The sequence below is a fragment of the Dyadobacter koreensis genome, from assembly GCF_900108855.1.
GTDB lineage: Bacteria > Bacteroidota > Bacteroidia > Cytophagales > Spirosomataceae > Dyadobacter > Dyadobacter koreensis.
Genome location: NZ_FNXY01000005.1, coordinates 304,058 through 322,394, shown reverse-complemented (window position 1 = coordinate 322,394; position 18,337 = coordinate 304,058). Strand labels below are relative to the sequence as shown.

Sequence of the window (18,337 nt, the reverse complement as noted above, 5' to 3'; positions counted from 1 at the left end):
GTAAATTACACTTCTCAATTTTTTTAATTTAAGCATAAATCGGCAGCAGGGTATGGCATCTTCCAACTTTATAGATTACGTAAAAATAAATGTCCGTTCCGGCGCAGGTGGCGCAGGAGCACTACACTTTCGCCGCGAAAAACACGTTGAAAAAGGTGGTCCTGACGGAGGAGACGGAGGTCGTGGAGGGCACGTTATTTTGAAGGGCACAACACAGGTGTGGACACTTTTACATTTAAAATACACCAAACATATTCGCGCTTTTGACGGCAAAGGCGGAGAAGGCGGAAGAAGAAAAGGCGCTGACGGAAAGGATATTATTCTGGAAGTACCTTTGGGAACAATCGCCAGAGATGTAGAAACGGGCGAACAGCTTCTTGAAATTACAGAAGACGGCCAGGAAGTTATCCTGATGAAAGGCGGAAGAGGCGGTTTGGGAAATGATCACTTCAAATCTGCAACGAACCAGACTCCTCAGCATGCACAAACTGGAGACCCGTCGGTAGAATCATGGATTATTCTTGAACTGAAAGTTTTGGCAGACGTAGGTTTGGTAGGTTTCCCGAATGCCGGAAAATCCACTTTGCTTTCTGTTGTGTCAGCGGCCCGTCCCGAAATTGCAGATTATCCATTTACGACACTTGTTCCAAACCTTGGCGTTGTTTCGTACCGTGATTACAAATCGTTTGTAATGGCGGATATTCCCGGAATTATTGAGGGGGCTTCGCAGGGAAAAGGGCTAGGTCTACGTTTCCTTCGCCACATTGAAAGGAATTCAATCCTTCTTTTCATGGTCCCGGCCGATAGCGAAGACATTGAAGCAGAATACAATACGCTGGTTAATGAGCTTCAATTATATAATCCGTCACTGCTTGACAAACACCGCCTTCTGGCAATTTCCAAAGTGGATATGCTGCTCGATGAAGAACGTGAAGAATTGATCAAAAAATTACCGAAAGATATTTCTACAACATTTATTTCATCTATGACCCAAGAAGGAATCGATCAGTTGAAAGACAATATCTGGAATCTGTTAAACGAAGCAAATCCCGTTGGATAATTCAAGTACTTCCTCATCGGATAAAATTTGAATTTATTTCTGTTAATAGCACAACCATTTATCGCTCCTTTGTGTCTAAAAAGGTAATCTCCAAATGAGCCTCTCCAATTCATGAAACACATTTTATTGCATTTTTTCAGCACCACACTATTTATATGCCTGGGAATATTCCCCTCTTTTGGACAAGTTAATATTGATTACCCTGCCAACAGAGCTGTTTTTCAGCGGGATAAGAATAACAATGCTACGATCTATATCGCAGGTAGCTATACCAAAATTATTGATCGTGTCGAAGCAAGGTTAAACGCAGTTAATGGCGGATCGTCAACAAACTGGGTGACGATTCAGTCAAATTTGCAAGGCGGTGTGTACTCGGGAAGTATCGATGCTAGCGGAGGCTGGTATGAACTTCAGGTGCGAGGCTGGAACGGAGATCAGCTGGTTGGTTCAGCACAAATATCAAAAGTAGGAATAGGTGAAGTTTTTTTGATCGCGGGGCAGTCAAATGCTCAGGGCTATAAAAATTACGGTGGGCCGGGTGCAGGAGACGACCGGGTAAATTGTATTAATTCCTACAATAATAACCATCCAAACAGCGACCTGGATTATCCGGAATTTTCCCATTTAGATTCTGATTCTTACATAGCACCACGGGGAAATTCGGCTTGGTCGTGGGGGAAACTTGGCGACTTGCTGGCAAGCCGTTTTGGAGTGCCAATTCTGTTTTATAATGTTGGCTGGTATGGATCCGCAGCAAAAAACTGGCGGGAAAGTATTAACGGAACGGCTTATTCAGTTTATAACGGCGAGGCTTTTTATCCAAGCGGTGCGCCGTATAATAATTTACGGTCCGTATTTCAAACCTATGTGCCGATAACAGGAATCAGAGCAGTATTATGGTTTCAGGGTGAAGCTGAATCTACCGACCAAAGCAGCACAAAGGCATCTTATCTCAACGATCTGACCCAGGTGATTCAAACATCCCGTAATGAATCAGGAAAAAATGTATCCTGGATGGTGAGTTTAACAACCTATGGGTCTGAAAAAGGAATCAATCCTCCTATCATTGATGCACAAAAGCAGGTTATAGCCAGTGTATCGAATGTATTTGCAGGTCCAAACACCGATGTCATCCAGATTCCGCGGGTTGATGGAGTTCATTTCCAAAATCAAGGTTTGACCCAACTGGCCGAAGCCTGGAATGCTCAGTTAAATGATAATTTTTTCGCAAGTTCTGAGCCTTACAAAGCAGTAAGTCCTTTGAAGCTTTCCGCGTCATGTGCGGGAAATAATAGTTTAAATCTATCGGTAAGCGCCGCGGGGGTCTCTTCTGTCAGTTGGAACAATGGACAGCAATCGGCCAATATTCAGGTTGGAAATGGGAATTATCGCGCACGAGGACGAGATGGAAATGGAAACATTATTTTTTCTCCGGAAATAAAAATTAATCAGTCGATACAACCAGCCCAACCAGTTTTAACATTAGAGGGAAGCAATCCCGTTTGCAAAGGAAACACGGCTACATTAATTTCGAATACGTCGGAAAATTTGAAGTGGAATACCGGACAAACCAGTGACAGATTAACCATAACAACCGGAGGTGAATATTTTGTAACAACAAAAAATGCATATGGCTGCGAGAGCGCGTCAGCTAAAACGGCGATTACAGTTCTTACTTCTCCCCTGCCCGATAAACCAAGTATCGCGGTTACGGGTGTGTTGACATTTTGCGACGGAGGTACTGTAAGTTTAAAATCCACTTCCAATGTTAAAAGTGTTTGGTCAAATGGCGCTACGGATGCTACGATCTCGGTAAAAATATCCGGAGATTTTCGTGTAAAGGCCGTAGATAACTTTGGCTGTTTTTCACCTGATTCTGATCCTGTTACTGTCAAAGTTAACCCACTTCCGGCAAAACCGATCATCGGTCTAAGCCGTTCTGCGACTTTTTGTGAAGGGGAAAACGTGGTCTTGACATCAAATTATGACAATGGGAATATCTGGACTACAAATGCAACATCAAAAGCAATCACGATCACAACAGCGGGAACATTCAGCTTAAAACAACGTGATGGAAATGGCTGTGAGTCTACATCCGATCCGATTACAACCAGGGTAAATCCATTGCCAGCCACGCCGACACTTGCTGCTTTAAGACCTACAACGTTCTGCGACAGAGATTATACCACTTTGCGAAGCAGCGAAACTTATGCTTATCAATGGAGCAACGGCGGAACAAACCGGGAGGTGGAAATACGAAATTCAGGAAATTACTTTGTGTCCGCAAAAGACGCAAACGGATGCTTGTCTATCCCAACCGAAAGTATCAGGGTAATTGTAAATCCATTGCCTCCAAAACCGGTTATTACAGCGGGCGGACCTACAACTTTTTGTGCGGATGCGAGTGTAAACTTGCAGTCTAATGATGCAGCAAAATATGTCTGGAGTAATGGAGCCGATACTAAATCGGTGAATATCAATACATCCGGAGATTATTTCGTAAAAACCATCAACGAATTTACCTGCTATTCTGATCCGTCAAATTCGGTAAGAATTAATGTGCTTGCGCTTCCTCCTTCACCAACCGTTCAGGCTTTGGGACCAGTTTCCTTTTGCGATGGCGACGCAGTAACCTTGCAGGCTTCAAATGGAGCTGCCTTTTTCTGGAACACCGGCGAACAAAATAATACGTTGGTTGTAAGTAATTCAGGAAGTTATAAGGCCCGCGTGCAGGACACACAGGGTTGTTTTTCTCCTTATTCGAAAGAAATTAATGTCGACGTAAAACCGTTGCCGTCAAAACCTGCGATCCGCCAGGTCGGAACTTATACGTTACTGGCAGAAAATAATATCAATGATGGAAATCATGTCTGGCAGCTAAACGGAACGAATTTAACAGAAGACGGGATCACGCTGAAAGCAGTTAAATCAGGAAGTTACGTGGTTAACAACACAGTCATTTACAGTCCGACACTTACCTGTTTTTCGGATTTTTCAGATCCGTTTATCTTCACCTTTGATGTCACTGGCGGGGAGCTAAGCGTTTATCCAAATCCGAGCAACGACGGTGCTTTTACGATTGAAACGCTTGCCGACCTGGAAAATGCAACGGTACAGATTTTTGATCTGAATGGCAGACTTTTACGTACATATGCGTCGCTAAATTTTAATGAGAGAAGGTTTATCAATTTATCTCTTCTTTCAAACGGAATGTATATATTGTCTGTACAAGCAGGCACTTACAGAAAAACCAAGAAAATTATAATTGTCCAATAAATTTTAGCACAAAGTAAGCATGCCCTTTACGTAGACAGATTGTTTTAACAAAAAACTGTATTCATCATTTTATGGAAAGTCAATTACGCGTTAACCGGTTGGTTATAGCAGGTTATTTCACAGTGTGGTTTTTTATCGGAATTTTTATAGTTAAAGATTACGGGGTCACATGGGACGAACCCATTATGAGATTACTTGGATTGGTAGGCCTAAAATATGTCAACGAAATATTCGGCAGTCCTTTCGTTATTCCCATCAGTAACCAAATCGAAGATTTCAGCACTTTCATCAATCACGAATATGGCAGTCTTTTCGAAATTATTCTAGCCGGCGCCGAGTTCGCGTTCATCAAACCATTTGTTTTTGATCACCTGCAAATGGATAGTTCAGCCTACTATCTTCGTCATATTATAACCTGGCTGGTGTTCTGGATTTCCAGTATCTTCTTTTACAAGCTTGTCCGACTGAGAATAAACAGCGTTTTTATCTGCCTTCTCGGGACATCCATTTATATCCTCTCTCCACGAATCTTCGCTGATTCATTTTATAATTCCAAGGACACCATTTTCCTGGCATTCTTTGTAATCAACACCTATACGCTCGCACTGCTCTTCTCCAAATTCACCTACAAAAATGCATTCTTTCACGGGATGTCAACTGGATTTTTAATTTCGATACGGTTGATGGGCATTATTTCCGTGGCGCTATCTCTGGCTTTTATTTTTATTTATGTTCTTTTCGCAGCTGAAAGAACAGCATTGAAAAAGAATATTCTGATTATTGGCACTTACCTGACGGCAGCATGTATTTTTATGTATATGTTATGGCCATTTTTATGGGAAGCACCGTTTTCAAGGTTTTTTGAAGCACTCCGTCTAATGGCGCATTTTGTTCGGCAGCAAAGCCCTATGCTCTACCGCGGCGAATTTATAAACAGAGAACAAATTCCCTGGCACTATATCCCGGTCTGGCTATTAATCACTATTCCGCCATTCTATCTGGGACTGGGTTACGTAGGAGGAGTTGTTGTAATCTATAACTTTATCAAAAAGTTTATTCAGAAAAACGTGGTCAAAATTCACTTCATTGACCTTTATACCATTGCATCTCTCCTGCTCCCCATTGCCGCAATTATCATTGCGCATTCCATTATCTATGATGGCTGGCGGCATCTTTTTTACCTATACGTTTTCATTGCATACCTGGCAACCCTGGGCGGTTATTTTATAATCAAGGCTTTTCCAAAAAAATTAGCTATCTATCCGAAGATGGCCTGGGCAGCAGCATTGCTCTTTTATGTTGCATTAATAATTAAGATGCATCCACAACAGCAGGTTTATTTTACGATGTTCAACAAATTTCCGCAAACTGCTTACGAACTCGATTATTGGGGACAATCCTACAAACAATCACTGGAATGGCTTTGCAAGAATTCTGATAAAGACACAATTAAGATTGCATATATCAGAATTGGAAATCAGCCTATGACAATGAATAAAAGAATTCTCCCGGAAAAAGATCGCGACAGAATTGTCTTTAAACCGTCACTACGGGAAAGTGACTATTACATAACCAATTACAAATTTGTTGACCACGACTTGCTCAAAGGAATACATATGGATATCAGTGACAGTCTTGATAAAGAAATTTATACGATTGCCCCACTTGGATATAAAATAAACACCGTATTTTCCGTTAAGAAATAATAGAATTATCCAAGTTTTTCACCTTTGTTACAACTAAAATATTACATCCTGAAAAAGAAGTATATCAAAACCAGAACTAATCTTTAAATTTGCCAGAATTTCCTGACAGCTTCTTAGTTGTTTTAATTGCAAGGTTGTTACACAAGAAATATTCTTTTAATTACATTCTAATGCTTGATAAAATTTTTACCTCTTGTTTTCTAAGGATCTGGCTACTTCTTTTTTTGCTTCCATTAGGATTAAGTGCCCAAATTAAGATTACAACGCCTGTTGAAAGGGCTGTTTATCAACGGAATCCATCAGGACAGGCAACTATTTCTGTGACGGGAAATTATACTGTCCCAATCGACAAAGTGGAGATTCGTGCACTTCCTGCAATTGACGGCCAGGGAATCCCAACGGCGTGGTTGCCTTTACAGACCAATCCGACAGGAGGTTTGTTCAGCGGCACAATCACGCTTTTTCAAGGTTGGTATACATTAGAAGCAAGAGCTTCTCTGAACGGAACAGTTGTTGGGCAGCCTGCGATCGTTTCACGGATGGGAGTTGGAGAGGTTTTTATGATATCAGGCCAGTCTAACGCGCAGGGTGTTGATTATGAATTCCCTAACAAACCAGTAGCGACTGATGATCGGGTTAATTATATCAACTATAATAACTCTGTAAATTCTCTAAACGATCCTCCTTACCCAATTTTCGAGCGTATGAATGCCGTAAACATAACGGTAGGACCAAGAGGTAAAACGCCTTGGTGCTGGGGCATTTTGGGAGACTTGTTAACTCAAAAATTAAACGTCCCGGTTCTTTTCATAAACACCGCCTGGGAAGGGACTTCGATAGGAAACTGGAGTGAAAGTGCGCAAGGACGAAAAACACAAAATTCTTTCGGATTCTTTTATCCTGACCAGATGCCGTATGCCAATCTTCGGTTGTCGATGCAGCATTATGCAAAAGAATTCGGCGTTAGAGCAATTTTGTGGATGCAGGGAGAAACAGATACATATCCTTTGGCAACAGATTACGAAACATATAGAAGCCGATTGCAATCAGTACTCGATAAACTTGGCGCTGATATCAATGGCCGCGTAACATGGGTTATTGCGCGAACTTCCAGAATACAAAATGCTAATTTACAGTCGGTGACAAGCCCGGCTGTTATTGGTGCCCAGAATGCAGTGATAGACGGACTTTTCAGCTCTGCTTACCCTGGTCCGGAAACAGATCCTCTTTATCCGCAACGATTTGACGGAACTCATTTTTCGGGAACGCAAGGACTTACAATTCTTGCCAACGCATGGAACAGCACATTAAACACTGAATTTTTCACAAAGGTAAGTCCGCTCCTGCCGACAGCCGTACCGAAAATTACCAGCATCTGTGCGCCAAATAACACCTCATTAACGCTAACGCTTCCTGAGGGCTACGCATCTTACACATGGTTACCGAGCGGTGCTACCGGCCGGACGATCACCGTAACCAGCCCGGGAGAATATAGCGCAAGAGTTAAGGATGCCTCAGGAAATACAGTTCATAGCCAAAAACTTATTGTTACTTCATCCATCAAACCGGCAACACCGACAATTGTTCAATCAGGTTCTCAGCAGGCTTGTGCCGATTCGGCGTTCGTCTTTTCTTTGACAACGAGCAACGATTCTTACAGCTGGTTCAAACAAGGAACCACGAACGTTCTGGCCACAACTCCAACGTTTGCCGTTCAAGAAGCAGGAAGCTATCAGGTGAGAAGCCAGAATGTATTTGGATGTACTTCCGATGTGTCTGCTGCGGCTTCGCTTGTTATTCGCCCGCAAATACCTCAGCCAACCATTGCAAAATCGGGTCCGTTCACCGTGATGGCAACTATTGCAGAAACTGGTATGAACGAACAGTATGACTGGAAAAGAGATCAGAAAATATTATCTCTGCATTCGAATATCATCAAAACAGATACATCAGGACAATATTCAGCTCGGGCAAAGGTCAACTACACGCTTGGTAATAATCTGCTTACCTGCTACTCTGCGTTCTCCGGAACTCAGGAGGTAATAACTGACACGAAAAACGATGTGGTAGTTTTCCCGAATCCGGGTGCGGCTGACGATCTTTATATCGAATCTCGCGACAATATGCGCAATGCAGAAATTACAGTTTATGATATGTTTGGCCGTGTTGTAATTACACAAACCCAAGACCTTACAAGCCGTGTAAAAATACTTACAAAAAATCTTCCATCGGGTAAATATGTCATCAGAATTAAGTCTGCAGACGTCGATCTGACGAAGCAAATTATGATTAGATAAATATTTTTTCTTAGAAATTTACTAAATAAGCCACGAGCAATCGTGGCTTATTTAGTATGATACTAATTAGATAAAAGAAGACTTAAAGAATTTGATTGATAAATTTGCAAAGGCTAATTTTGACAGTAATAAAGTTTTCCCAAAGTGTGAATTCCTACGGATTCTGATAGCCGGACCTGTATTGAAATTTAAAAATCAATGAATAATAACTATCTTCCTTCTGACTATTTGCCAATTATCGTTCAGTTTCTTCTGGCGGCCGGTTTTATCGGAGGCACGATGATTGTAACACATTTAATCGGACCAAGCCGTAAAAGCAAACTTAAGGACGATCCTTTTGAATGCGGGATTGAATCCGTTGGTGATGCCAGAACACCGATCTCGGTTAAGTATTTCTTAGTAGCTATTCTCTTTGTTCTTTTCGATGTCGAAGTAATATTTATGTATCCCTGGGCTGTCAATTTTAAAGAATTGGGAATGTTTGGGTTTGTAGAAATGTTATTGTTTATGGCACTACTTCTTTCCGGATTTTATTACATCATCCGTAAAGGCGTTTTGAATTGGGAAGACTAGATTATAAAACATTGTAATCCGACAGATTATGAAAGCAGTAACGATAGCAGAAGCACCTCAAGGACATAGCGGATCAGGATTTTTTGCTACTTCATTTGATGAAGCAATCGGTCTTGCCAGAAGTTATTCACTCTGGCCATTACCATTTGCAACATCTTGCTGTGGTATTGAATTTATGGCTACCATGGGGGCTCATTATGATATATCACGTTTCGGATCAGAACGTCCAAGTTTTTCACCGCGTCAGGCAGATTTACTTATGGTGATGGGTACCATTGCTAAAAAAATGGCGCCTGTTGTTAAACAGGTTTATCTTCAGATGGCAGAGCCCCGCTGGGTTTTGGCTGTAGGAGCATGTGCATCCAGCGGTGGTATTTTCGACACTTACAGCGTTTTACAAGGTATCGACCGTATTATTCCTGTTGACATATACGTGCCAGGATGCCCTCCCCGCCCGGAGCAAATTATTGACGGGCTTATGGGAATCCAGAAACTGGCACAAAATGAGAAACTTCGTCGTAGAAACACGGACGAATATCAGGAACTTTTAGCATCTTATAATATTCAATAAGTACCCTATGCTAAGCAATCAGGAAGTAGCCGAAGAGCTACTAGGGAAATTTGGTGATCAGGTATTTGATTTCGAAGAACCTTACGGATTATTGACTCTCTCCACAACACGAGAGGAGATTATTCCGATGCTTGAATTTTTAAATCAGCATAAAACATATCAGATTAGTTTCCTTACAGACATTACGGGCGTTCATTATCCTGATAATAAAGATAAAGAATTTGCTGTGGTTTATCACTTGCACAGCTTTATCCATAATTTCAGGATTCGTATTAAAGTCTTTATTTCTGAGGCAGATATTCATATTCCGACAGCAACAGGACTTTATGCAAGTGCTAACTGGATGGAACGGGAAACATATGATTTCTATGGTATCCTTTTTGACGGGCATCCTAATCTTGTCCGCATTCTGAATATTGAGGAAATGGATTATTTTCCGATGCGTAAAGAATATGCTTTGGAAGATGCTACGCGCGAAGATAAAATTGATGCGCTTTTTGGTCGTTGATCCTTTAAGGAAAAGAGTAAGCTATGGCAGATATCGAATTATTACCTCATAATGTTCCTGCTCAATCAGAATTACCTGAATTGATCGAGGAACTTACTACCCTTAACCTTGGCCCGACGCACCCGGCTACACACGGTATTTTTCAAAATATCCTGCAAATGGATGGTGAAAAAATCGTTTCCGGAGAGCAGACCATAGGTTATATACACAGAGCTTTCGAAAAGATTGCTGAAAGACGCCCATTCTACCAGATCACGACACTTACCGACCGAATGAATTATTGTTCTTCACCGATCAATAACTTTGGCTGGCATATGACGATGGAGAAATTTTTGCAGATTGAAGTTCCAAAACGTGCGCAGTATATCCGCGTGATCATGATGGAGCTTGCAAGGATTTCCGATCACCTGATCTGTAACAGTATCCTGGGTGTGGATTCAGGAGCGTTTTCAGGTTTCCTCTACGTAATGCAAAAACGTGAGGACATCTATGAAATTTACGAAGAAGTTTGCGGCGCTCGTCTGACGACGAACATGGGCCGTATCGGAGGAATGGAACGTGATTTGTCCACGACAGCACTTCGTAAAATCCGTGAATTTATCAAGACATTCCCGCCTGTTCTCCGTGAATTCGAAAAACTGATGAGCCGTAACCGTATTTTTATGGACCGGGTTATCAATGTCGGACCAATCTCTCTGGAACGCGCGCTTTCGTACGGTTTTACTGGCCCTAACTTACGCGCTGCCGGTCTGGATTACGACGTTCGTGTTATGGAGCCCTATTCTTCTTACGAAGATTTCGATTTCAGTATTCCTGTCGGACAAAGCGGTGATACTTTTGATCGTTACAACGTGCGTATGGAAGAAATGTGGCAGAGTCTGAAAATTGTTGAGCAGGCTTTGGAAAATCTTCCGGAAGGACCATATTATGCGGATACCCCAGAATATTATCTTCCTCCCAAAAAAGAGGTTTACAGCAATATGGAAGCACTTATCTACCATTTCAAAATTGTAATGGGAGAAATAGACGCCCCGATCGGTGAAGTTTATCACGCTGTTGAAGGTGGTAACGGAGAATTAGGATTTTACCTGATCAGCGATGGAGGAAGAGCTCCATACCGTTTGCATTTCCGCCGACCAAGTTTTATATATTATCAGGCCTACCCTGAAATGTGCAAAGGAAGCACGCTTTCAGATGCTATTCTGACGATGAGTAGCCTGAACGTTATTGCAGGAGAATTGGACGCATAAAATCAGATTGATTATTTGATTTTCAAAAGATCGTATTAAAGAAATGACTGAAACACCAAATCCCGTTGCGTTTACTCCGGAACGACTGGCGAAAGTAAAAGAAATCATTGCACGTTATCCCGAGGGCCGTCAAAAATCGGCTCTTCTTCCTGTTTTACATGTTGCCCAGGAACAATGGGGATGGGTTAGCAGCGAGGTTATGGATCATGTTGCTGAATTGTTGAGCATCGAACCGGTTGAAGTTTATGAGGTAGCTACATTTTATACAATGTACCACCTTGACGCGGTTGGAAAACATGTAATTGAATATTGTCGTACCGGCCCTTGTTGCCTGATGGGCGGTGAAGAAATATACGATTATCTTAAACAGAAACTTGGTATCCAAGCTGGTCAAACAACTCCTGACGGTCTTTTTACTTTGAAAGAAGTTGAATGTCTGGCAGCTTGTGGCTGGGGTCCGGTTTTCCAGATTCGGGAGAAGTTCTACATGAACCTGACCCGCGAGCGCGTTGACGAAATAATCGAAGAGTTAAGCAAGTAAGCCTTTTATAAATAGTATCCTGAAAAATGGCTAAAAAAATATTAACTGAACATATTAACGTCCCAGGTATTGAAACCTTCGAGGTTTACCGTAAACAGGGAGGTTATACTGCTGTTGAAAAAGCGATAAAAACCATGACTCCCGAGGAAGTTGTGGAAGAAGCTAAAAAATCCGGAATACGCGGACGTGGAGGAGCAGGATTTCCAATGGGGATGAAATGGGGTTTTTTGGCAAAACCGGAAGGCGTTCCCCGTTATTTAGTATGTAATGCAGATGAATCAGAGCCTGGTACTTTCAAAGATCACCATTTGATGAAATGCATTCCTCACTTACTTATCGAAGGAATGATTGTTTCCAGCTTTGCTTTGGGAGCAAACAAATCTTTCATCTACGTTCGTGGAGAGCTGATGTATGTGATCCGTATCCTTGAAAAAGCCATTGAGGAAGCGAAAGCAAATGGTTTTCTTGGTAAAAATATATTAGGAAGCGGTTACGACCTCGAACTTGTAGTACAGCCGGGCGGCGGTGCATACATATGCGGAGAAGAAACAGCTTTGCTTGAATCATTGGAAGGCAAAAGAGGAAATCCCCGTAATAAACCACCTTTCCCTGCGGTTAAAGGACTATACCAAAGTCCGACTGTGGTTAATAATGTTGAATCAATTTCTAACATGCCGTGGGTTATCAACAATGGCGGTGATGCTTATGCTGCCATCGGGATTGGACGCAGTACGGGAACTAAACTTATATCTGCCTCAGGCCATATTCAGAAACCAGGCGTTTATGAAATTGAACTGGGTGTTAGCGTAGATGAATTCCTTAATTCAGATGAATATTGTGGTGGGATACGTAAAGGGCACCATTTGAAGGCATTAGTTGCAGGCGGTTCGTCTGTACCTATTTTACCTGCGCATTTAATTACAAAAACAGCGGCTGGCGAAGATCGGTTGATGAGCTATGAATCGTTATCAGACGGTGGTTTTGCAACGGGTACAATGTTAGGATCAGGAGGTTTTATTGTTTTTGATGAAACAGCTTGTATCGTTCGTAATACCTGGAATTTCTCTCGTTTCTATCATCATGAATCTTGTGGACAGTGCAGTCCTTGCCGTGAAGGAACGGGTTGGATGGAAAAAGTACTTCACCGCATTGAACATGGTCATGGAAGCATGCATGATATTGACTTGCTTGTTGATGTGGCTAAAAAAATAGAAGGTAATACAATCTGTCCATTGGGAGATGCCGCTGCCTGGCCTGTTGCCAGCGCTATTCGTCATTTCCGGGATGAATTTGAATGGCATATCACGAACCCTCATGAAGCTTCTCAGCCAGGAGCTGTATTTATGGGTGCAGTTTTGGCCTGATAGGAGTTGTTAGTAACCTTAAAATAATTCTTATACACCATAAACTGATTCGTTAATACATTTGTGGGTCAGGCCGGAATATTCCGGATGATGTAAAAATTTCCAATATGCAGTTATTGATCAGGCCGGTTTACAATTTTATAAAGAACAACGCGTATCCTTTAACTTTTGCTTTTTGTATTGTTTGTACTGTTATAATGCTCTATATCAAGGGAGTATTTATATTAAGTTATCACCCGGATATATCAGGTAGTGAACGCGGGACAACCTTTGGAATACAAATCGTAGCGGATAATCAGCCGCTTTACAGAAACCCGGAAGTTCCGCCTTTCTGGATTGTGCAATACGCACCTTTATATTATTACCTGGTCGGAAAAACGTATCAATTGCTGAACTGGGATCCCACGGACATTTTCAGGATACAATTTTTAAGCAGATTTATATCTTTTGTTCTGGTATCGATCTCAATGTTCGTTGCATATTTCACGGTCAGGAGATTTATAAAAGTTTCAAAATTACTGAGTGTCGTTTTTTGTTGTCTGCTGTTTGGCCAGCTTCAGGAATGGCATTTAACCAATTCCAGAATCGACAGTCTGCTGTTCCTTTTTACCGTTTTGTATATCCATGTGATATTCAAAGCGCTTGAACAGAAGGAAGAATGGAATAAATATTTTGTGCTGGCCGCTTTTTTAGCGGTTGTTGCATTTTTTACCAAACAAAGCGCGCTGATCCACAGCATCGTATTGCTGGGTTATTTCTTTTACAGATTTCAGTGGTCTTCGTTATTTAAAATGGCAGGCGTACTGGCAGTATTATTTACTGTCTTTACATTGGTTTTCAGTCAATTACAGTTTAAAGTATTTTACGATAATTTATTTGGAAGTCTTCAGCTTCCGATTGTGCCGGGATGGTTTTACGCGTATACTTTCCGCTATGTAGTGCCGGCAATGAGCCTTTTTATAGCAGTTAGTTTTGTAATTAATTTAAAATGGCTGGTTAATGCAGCAGATCCAAAAAGAATTTTTCTGTCGCTGTCGACTTTCTTATTCTTTGGTTTTGCAACGGCAACGGCATTCAAACACGGAGCCGCAGTTGGGTATTATCATGAGTACGCGTACGTAGGGTTACTTGGGATATTTTATTACTTTTATAATGAAAACCTGTCTATAACAAAGACGTCTTTGACATATTATTTATTCCCGGCAATGGTGGGTATGACGATGCTCTATTTTACCAGTCAGCAAATGGAGAAGTATTACAATACCAATCTGGGGAAATATGCTTCCGACTATGTTGAGCAAAACGATGTAAAAAAATACGTGCTTGCACATATCGGAAAGGATGAAAAAGTTGTGATTTCAGGAGGCGAAGATTTTCGTGGATGGCTTTTACAACATATGCTTTTCAAGCATTTACTAGCTTATCAAGATACCGAAGTGCGCTTTTTGTTTGAAGCCAAGAGATTTGATTTCAGCGGTTTTTATGATTTAGTGAAAGAGAAAAAAATACGGTATTTAGTGCTGGATAAAAACAGTCCTCCTTATTTGTACGCCTTTGACTATACATTTAATCTGAACGATTACATGTTGGAAAAAGACATTCATGGATATAAGGTTTATAGATTAAAATAAATAAGACGATTTAGAGAAGTCTTGATATGGAAGAAATAAAACCTCAGTTAATCAAAATAACCTTCGACGGCATTGAAGTCGAAGTTGAACCTGGTACGACGATAATGCAGGCTGCGCGCAAAATTGCAGAAGCTGACGAAAGCCAGGGGTATTTGGTCCCGCCTGCCATGTGTTATTACAAACCACTTCCGACCTCCGGAGGTAAGTGTCGTGCATGTCTGGTACGGGTAGCCGCAGGTTCTGCAAAGGATCCGCGCCCTATGCCAAAGTTGGTGCCTTCATGTATTACGCAGGTACAGGAAGGTATGATTGTTGAAAATACAACTAATGATGCCGTTTTGGATACCCGGAAAAGTATCGTTGAATTTTTATTGATCAACCACCCGCTTGATTGCCCGGTTTGTGATCAGGCAGGAGAATGTCATTTGCAGGATTTTTCTTTTGAGCATGGTTCTGCAAAAACCCGTTACGAGGAAGAGCGCAGAACTTTTGAAAAAATTGATATCGGACCGTTTGTTCAGCTTCATATGACACGCTGCATACTTTGCTACCGTTGTGTCTATACCGCTGACCAGATTACAAACAAACGTGTTCATGGTGTTATGAACCGAGGAGATGCTTCTGAAATCAGTACTTATATCGAAAAAGCGATCGATAATGACTTCTCAGGAAACGTAATCGATGTCTGCCCTGTTGGCGCTTTAACAGATAAAACATATCGTTTCAAAAGTCGCGTGTGGTTTTCGAAACCAGTTGATGCTCATTGCGATTGTGAAAAGTGCAGCGGCAAAGTAACACTTTGGTATCGTGGAGACGAAGTGATCCGTGTGACTGCGCGTAAGAATATTTGGGGTGAAGTCAACGAGTTTATTTGCAATACCTGCCGTTTCGAAAGAAAGAAAACAAGCGACTGGACGATCGAAGGACCAACAAAAGTGAAACGCAGTTCAGTAATTTCAGCTAATAAGTACAGAAAAGATCTTATTGCTAAACCTGACTTCGCTCTTAAACTTGCAGCAACGCAGTTTAAACCAATTGATGATGAACGTGAGTATACAACTGATATCGAAACAGTCCGTCACCAAAGCATAGAAAATAACGATAAGGCAAACCACCGTTCCTTACTGCCACAGAACAACAATTAATACATTTTCTGTAATATATATTATTAACTGTGAACTGAAAAAATGGAATTAACTGAGTTTATAATCAAAACATTGACAATCCTGGTTGTTTTTGTTTTAACACTGCTGATAGCAATGTACTCAACCTGGGGAGAGCGCAAAGTTGCCGGTTTTATCCAGGATAGGATGGGGCCGAACAGAGCAGGACCAGGCGGATTATTGCAGCCTCTTGCGGATGCAGGTAAAATGTTTTTTAAAGAAGATTTTATTCCTGCATTAGCCAGCAAGTGGCTTTTCATCGCAGGACCAAGTTTGGCTATGCTTACGGCACTTTTGGCGAGCGCCGTTATTCCATTTGGCAGTACTTTCCGGTATGATGGCGTTGAAGTTGTACTACAGGGCGTTGAATCAAACATTGGTATACTTTACGTTTTTGGTGTTGTAGCACTGGGGGTTTACGGTATCATGATTGGTGGCTGGGCTTCCAATAATAAATTTTCTTTACTTGGTGCTATCCGTGCAGCGTCTCAAAACATTAGTTATGAAGTAGCCATGGGGCTTTCCCTTATTGCTATTTTGATGATGAGCAGCTCGCTTTCTCTGGGAGATATCGTTGCGCAGCAGCATGGAGGAAACTGGAACATCTTTTATCAGCCGCTTGGGTTTATCATTTTCCTTACCTGCTCGTTCGCAGAATGTAACCGTGTTCCTTTCGACCTTCCAGAGTGTGAAACCGAACTTGTAGGTGGATATCATACTGAATACGGAAGTATGAAACTTGGTTTCTATCTTTTTGCAGAATATATCAATATGTTCGTTTCATCGGCGATTATTTCAACACTTTATTTTGGAGGTTACAACTACCCCGGAATGGATTGGGTCTATAACCAGCTAACCGCTGCGATGGGAACTACAACAGGCCATAATATTGCAACCTTGATCGGTACTGGCGTATTTTTTGGAAAAGCCTTATTCTTTGTCTTTTTCTACATGTGGGTAAGATGGACGCTTCCACGTTTCCGTTATGATCAATTGATGAATCTGGGCTGGAAGAAACTTATTCCTTTGGCTATTATTAATATTATCATCACCGGAGCAAGTGTGCTTTTTCTGAAGCCATTTATTACGTCTCTGTTGAACTAAGCAACAAAAAACAAGTATTGCCATGCAACTGACAAATCGCTCGAAGCAAGTAAGCAATAAAGAAATGACGCTGATGGAGCGCGCCTACCTACCCGCTATTGCAACCGGTATGGCAATTACTCTGAAGCACTTTTTCAAGAAAAAAGTAACCATTGAATATCCCGAGGTAAAAAGATATCTTGGACCGGTATTCCGTGGACGCCATATATTAAAACGCGATGCAGAAGGACGTGAACGTTGCACGGCCTGTGGCCTTTGCGCTGTAGCCTGTCCGGCAGAAGCGATTTCCATGGTTGCAGCTGAGCGCGAAAAAGGTGAAGAAGGACTATACAGAGAAGAAAAATATGCTGCGGTTTATGAAGTAAATATGTTGCGCTGCATCTTCTGTGGATTGTGTGAAGAAGCTTGTCCAAAACAGGCGGTATACCTTCGCCACGACGAATTCATTCCTGTTTTCAGCGACCGTGACCAGGTAATCTGGGGTAAAGATTTATTGGTTGAAGATATGAACAATCGTTACACACGTGAGGCATGGACCAAAGAGGAAGCTCGCTCGCTTGACTTGAAGAGAGCGAATGGCGAAGCAACCAACGTGGTTCCAAGAGCTATTCCTTGATTTTCGACCTTACTATTGAACCGCAATTCGCAAGCATATGAATCCGACACTATCATTTTTTTATTTTCTATCGTTTTTAACGGTGCTTAGCGCGTTAATGGTCATCATTTCGCGCAACCCGATCCATAGCGTACTTTATCTTATTCTAACTTTTTTTACGCTTTCAGGGCATTACATATTGCTAAATGCTCAATTCCTTGCTGCGGTGAATATAATTGTTTACGCAGGCGCAATCATGGTTCTTTTCCTTTTTGTAATCATGTTTCTAAATATCAAAAACGATCACGAAGAAGCTAAAACCAACCTCACGAAAATAGCCGCAGCCATTGTAGGCGGGACTGTCTTTGTGATCCTCTTCGGAGCTTATCGTAAAACAGCTATCATGCCTGCCGATCCAAATACATTTGACTCGCAGGTCGGGATGATTGAAAGTCTTGGAAAACTTCTTTTTCGTGAATATTTACTTCCTTTCGAATTAGCCTCGATTTTGCTTTTGGTAGCGATGGTAGGTGCGGTAATGTTAGGTAAGAGGGAAATTGGTGAAAGGCACTTTTAATAGATTTCAAAATATTAATATCAAAGAGCGGATCGAAACTGATCCGCTTTTTTTGTTTACGACTCTTATTTATTCAATGTATCTTCAAGATCTTCCATGGGAAAAAAGATCATCTTGCTTC

15 protein-coding genes are annotated in these 18,337 nt (G+C 41.5%); all 15 read left to right on the top strand.

All coding sequences use genetic code 11. The annotated features are described in order from the left end of the window. The first annotated feature begins 52 nt into the window (after nt 1-52). The 15 genes from obgE to BMY70_RS16955 all read left to right on the top strand — a co-directional run bounded on the left by obgE (nt 53) and on the right by BMY70_RS16955 (nt 18,216). Nucleotides 53-1,060, top strand: coding sequence for a GTPase ObgE (gene obgE, locus BMY70_RS17025; RefSeq protein ID WP_090337200.1), 1,008 nt, complete (start codon nt 53-55; stop codon nt 1,058-1,060). A 111-nt stretch (nt 1,061-1,171) separates the two neighbouring features. After that, entirely contained in the window at nt 1,172-4,336 is a 3,165-nt protein-coding gene (locus BMY70_RS17020) for a T9SS type A sorting domain-containing protein (RefSeq protein WP_090337197.1), read from the top strand. 71 nt (nt 4,337-4,407) lie between these two features. After that, nucleotides 4,408-6,042: a hypothetical protein gene (locus BMY70_RS17015; protein WP_090337194.1), complete on the top strand. Its 1,635-nt coding sequence runs from the start codon at nt 4,408-4,410 to the stop codon at nt 6,040-6,042. Nucleotides 6,043-6,212: 170 nt separating this feature from the next. Then, nucleotides 6,213-8,339 carry a T9SS type A sorting domain-containing protein gene (locus BMY70_RS17010; protein WP_090337192.1) on the top strand — a complete coding sequence of 709 codons (2,127 nt, stop codon included), beginning with the start codon at nt 6,213-6,215 and terminating at the stop codon, nt 8,337-8,339. A gap of 198 nt (nt 8,340-8,537) precedes the next feature. After that, a complete protein-coding gene (locus BMY70_RS17005; protein WP_090337190.1) occupies nt 8,538-8,912 on the top strand; it encodes an NADH-quinone oxidoreductase subunit A in 375 nt (124 codons plus the stop codon). A gap of 28 nt (nt 8,913-8,940) precedes the next feature. Beyond that, entirely contained in the window at nt 8,941-9,483 is a 543-nt protein-coding gene (locus BMY70_RS17000; RefSeq protein WP_090337187.1) for an NADH-quinone oxidoreductase subunit B, read from the top strand. Nucleotides 9,484-9,490: 7 nt separating this feature from the next. Further along, on the top strand, nt 9,491-9,991 hold the full coding sequence (locus BMY70_RS16995) for an NADH-quinone oxidoreductase subunit C (RefSeq protein ID WP_090337185.1): 501 nt from the start codon (nt 9,491-9,493) through the stop codon (nt 9,989-9,991). A gap of 23 nt (nt 9,992-10,014) precedes the next feature. After that, nucleotides 10,015-11,241 carry an NADH dehydrogenase (quinone) subunit D gene (gene nuoD / locus BMY70_RS16990; RefSeq protein WP_090337183.1) on the top strand — a complete coding sequence of 409 codons (1,227 nt, stop codon included), beginning with the start codon at nt 10,015-10,017 and terminating at the stop codon, nt 11,239-11,241. A gap of 43 nt (nt 11,242-11,284) precedes the next feature. Continuing rightward, nucleotides 11,285-11,782, top strand: a complete 498-nt coding sequence (locus BMY70_RS16985) for an NADH-quinone oxidoreductase subunit NuoE family protein (protein ID WP_090337181.1) — start codon at nt 11,285-11,287, stop codon at nt 11,780-11,782. A 26-nt stretch (nt 11,783-11,808) separates the two neighbouring features. Further along, nucleotides 11,809-13,146 (top strand): NADH-quinone oxidoreductase subunit NuoF, encoded by a 1,338-nt coding sequence (gene nuoF, locus BMY70_RS16980; protein ID WP_090337180.1) that lies wholly within the window; start codon nt 11,809-11,811, stop codon nt 13,144-13,146. A 197-nt stretch (nt 13,147-13,343) separates the two neighbouring features. Beyond that, the gene (locus BMY70_RS16975; RefSeq protein WP_177197051.1) at nt 13,344-14,777 is read left to right on the top strand and encodes a glycosyltransferase family protein; all 1,434 of its coding nucleotides are present in this window, start codon (nt 13,344-13,346) and stop codon (nt 14,775-14,777) included. Nucleotides 14,778-14,803: 26 nt separating this feature from the next. Next, nucleotides 14,804-15,922: an NADH-quinone oxidoreductase subunit G gene (locus BMY70_RS16970; RefSeq protein ID WP_090337175.1), complete on the top strand. Its 1,119-nt coding sequence runs from the start codon at nt 14,804-14,806 to the stop codon at nt 15,920-15,922. Nucleotides 15,923-15,964: 42 nt separating this feature from the next. Continuing rightward, complete coding sequence (gene nuoH, locus BMY70_RS16965) at nt 15,965-17,044, top strand: NADH-quinone oxidoreductase subunit NuoH (protein ID WP_090337173.1); 1,080 nt, start codon at nt 15,965-15,967, stop codon at nt 17,042-17,044. A gap of 22 nt (nt 17,045-17,066) precedes the next feature. Further along, nucleotides 17,067-17,660: a NuoI/complex I 23 kDa subunit family protein gene (locus tag BMY70_RS16960; RefSeq protein ID WP_090337172.1), complete on the top strand. Its 594-nt coding sequence runs from the start codon at nt 17,067-17,069 to the stop codon at nt 17,658-17,660. Between the two features lie 37 nt (nt 17,661-17,697). Continuing rightward, a complete protein-coding gene (locus tag BMY70_RS16955; RefSeq protein ID WP_090337169.1) occupies nt 17,698-18,216 on the top strand; it encodes an NADH-quinone oxidoreductase subunit J family protein in 519 nt (172 codons plus the stop codon). Nucleotides 18,217-18,337: the final 121 nt, after the last annotated feature.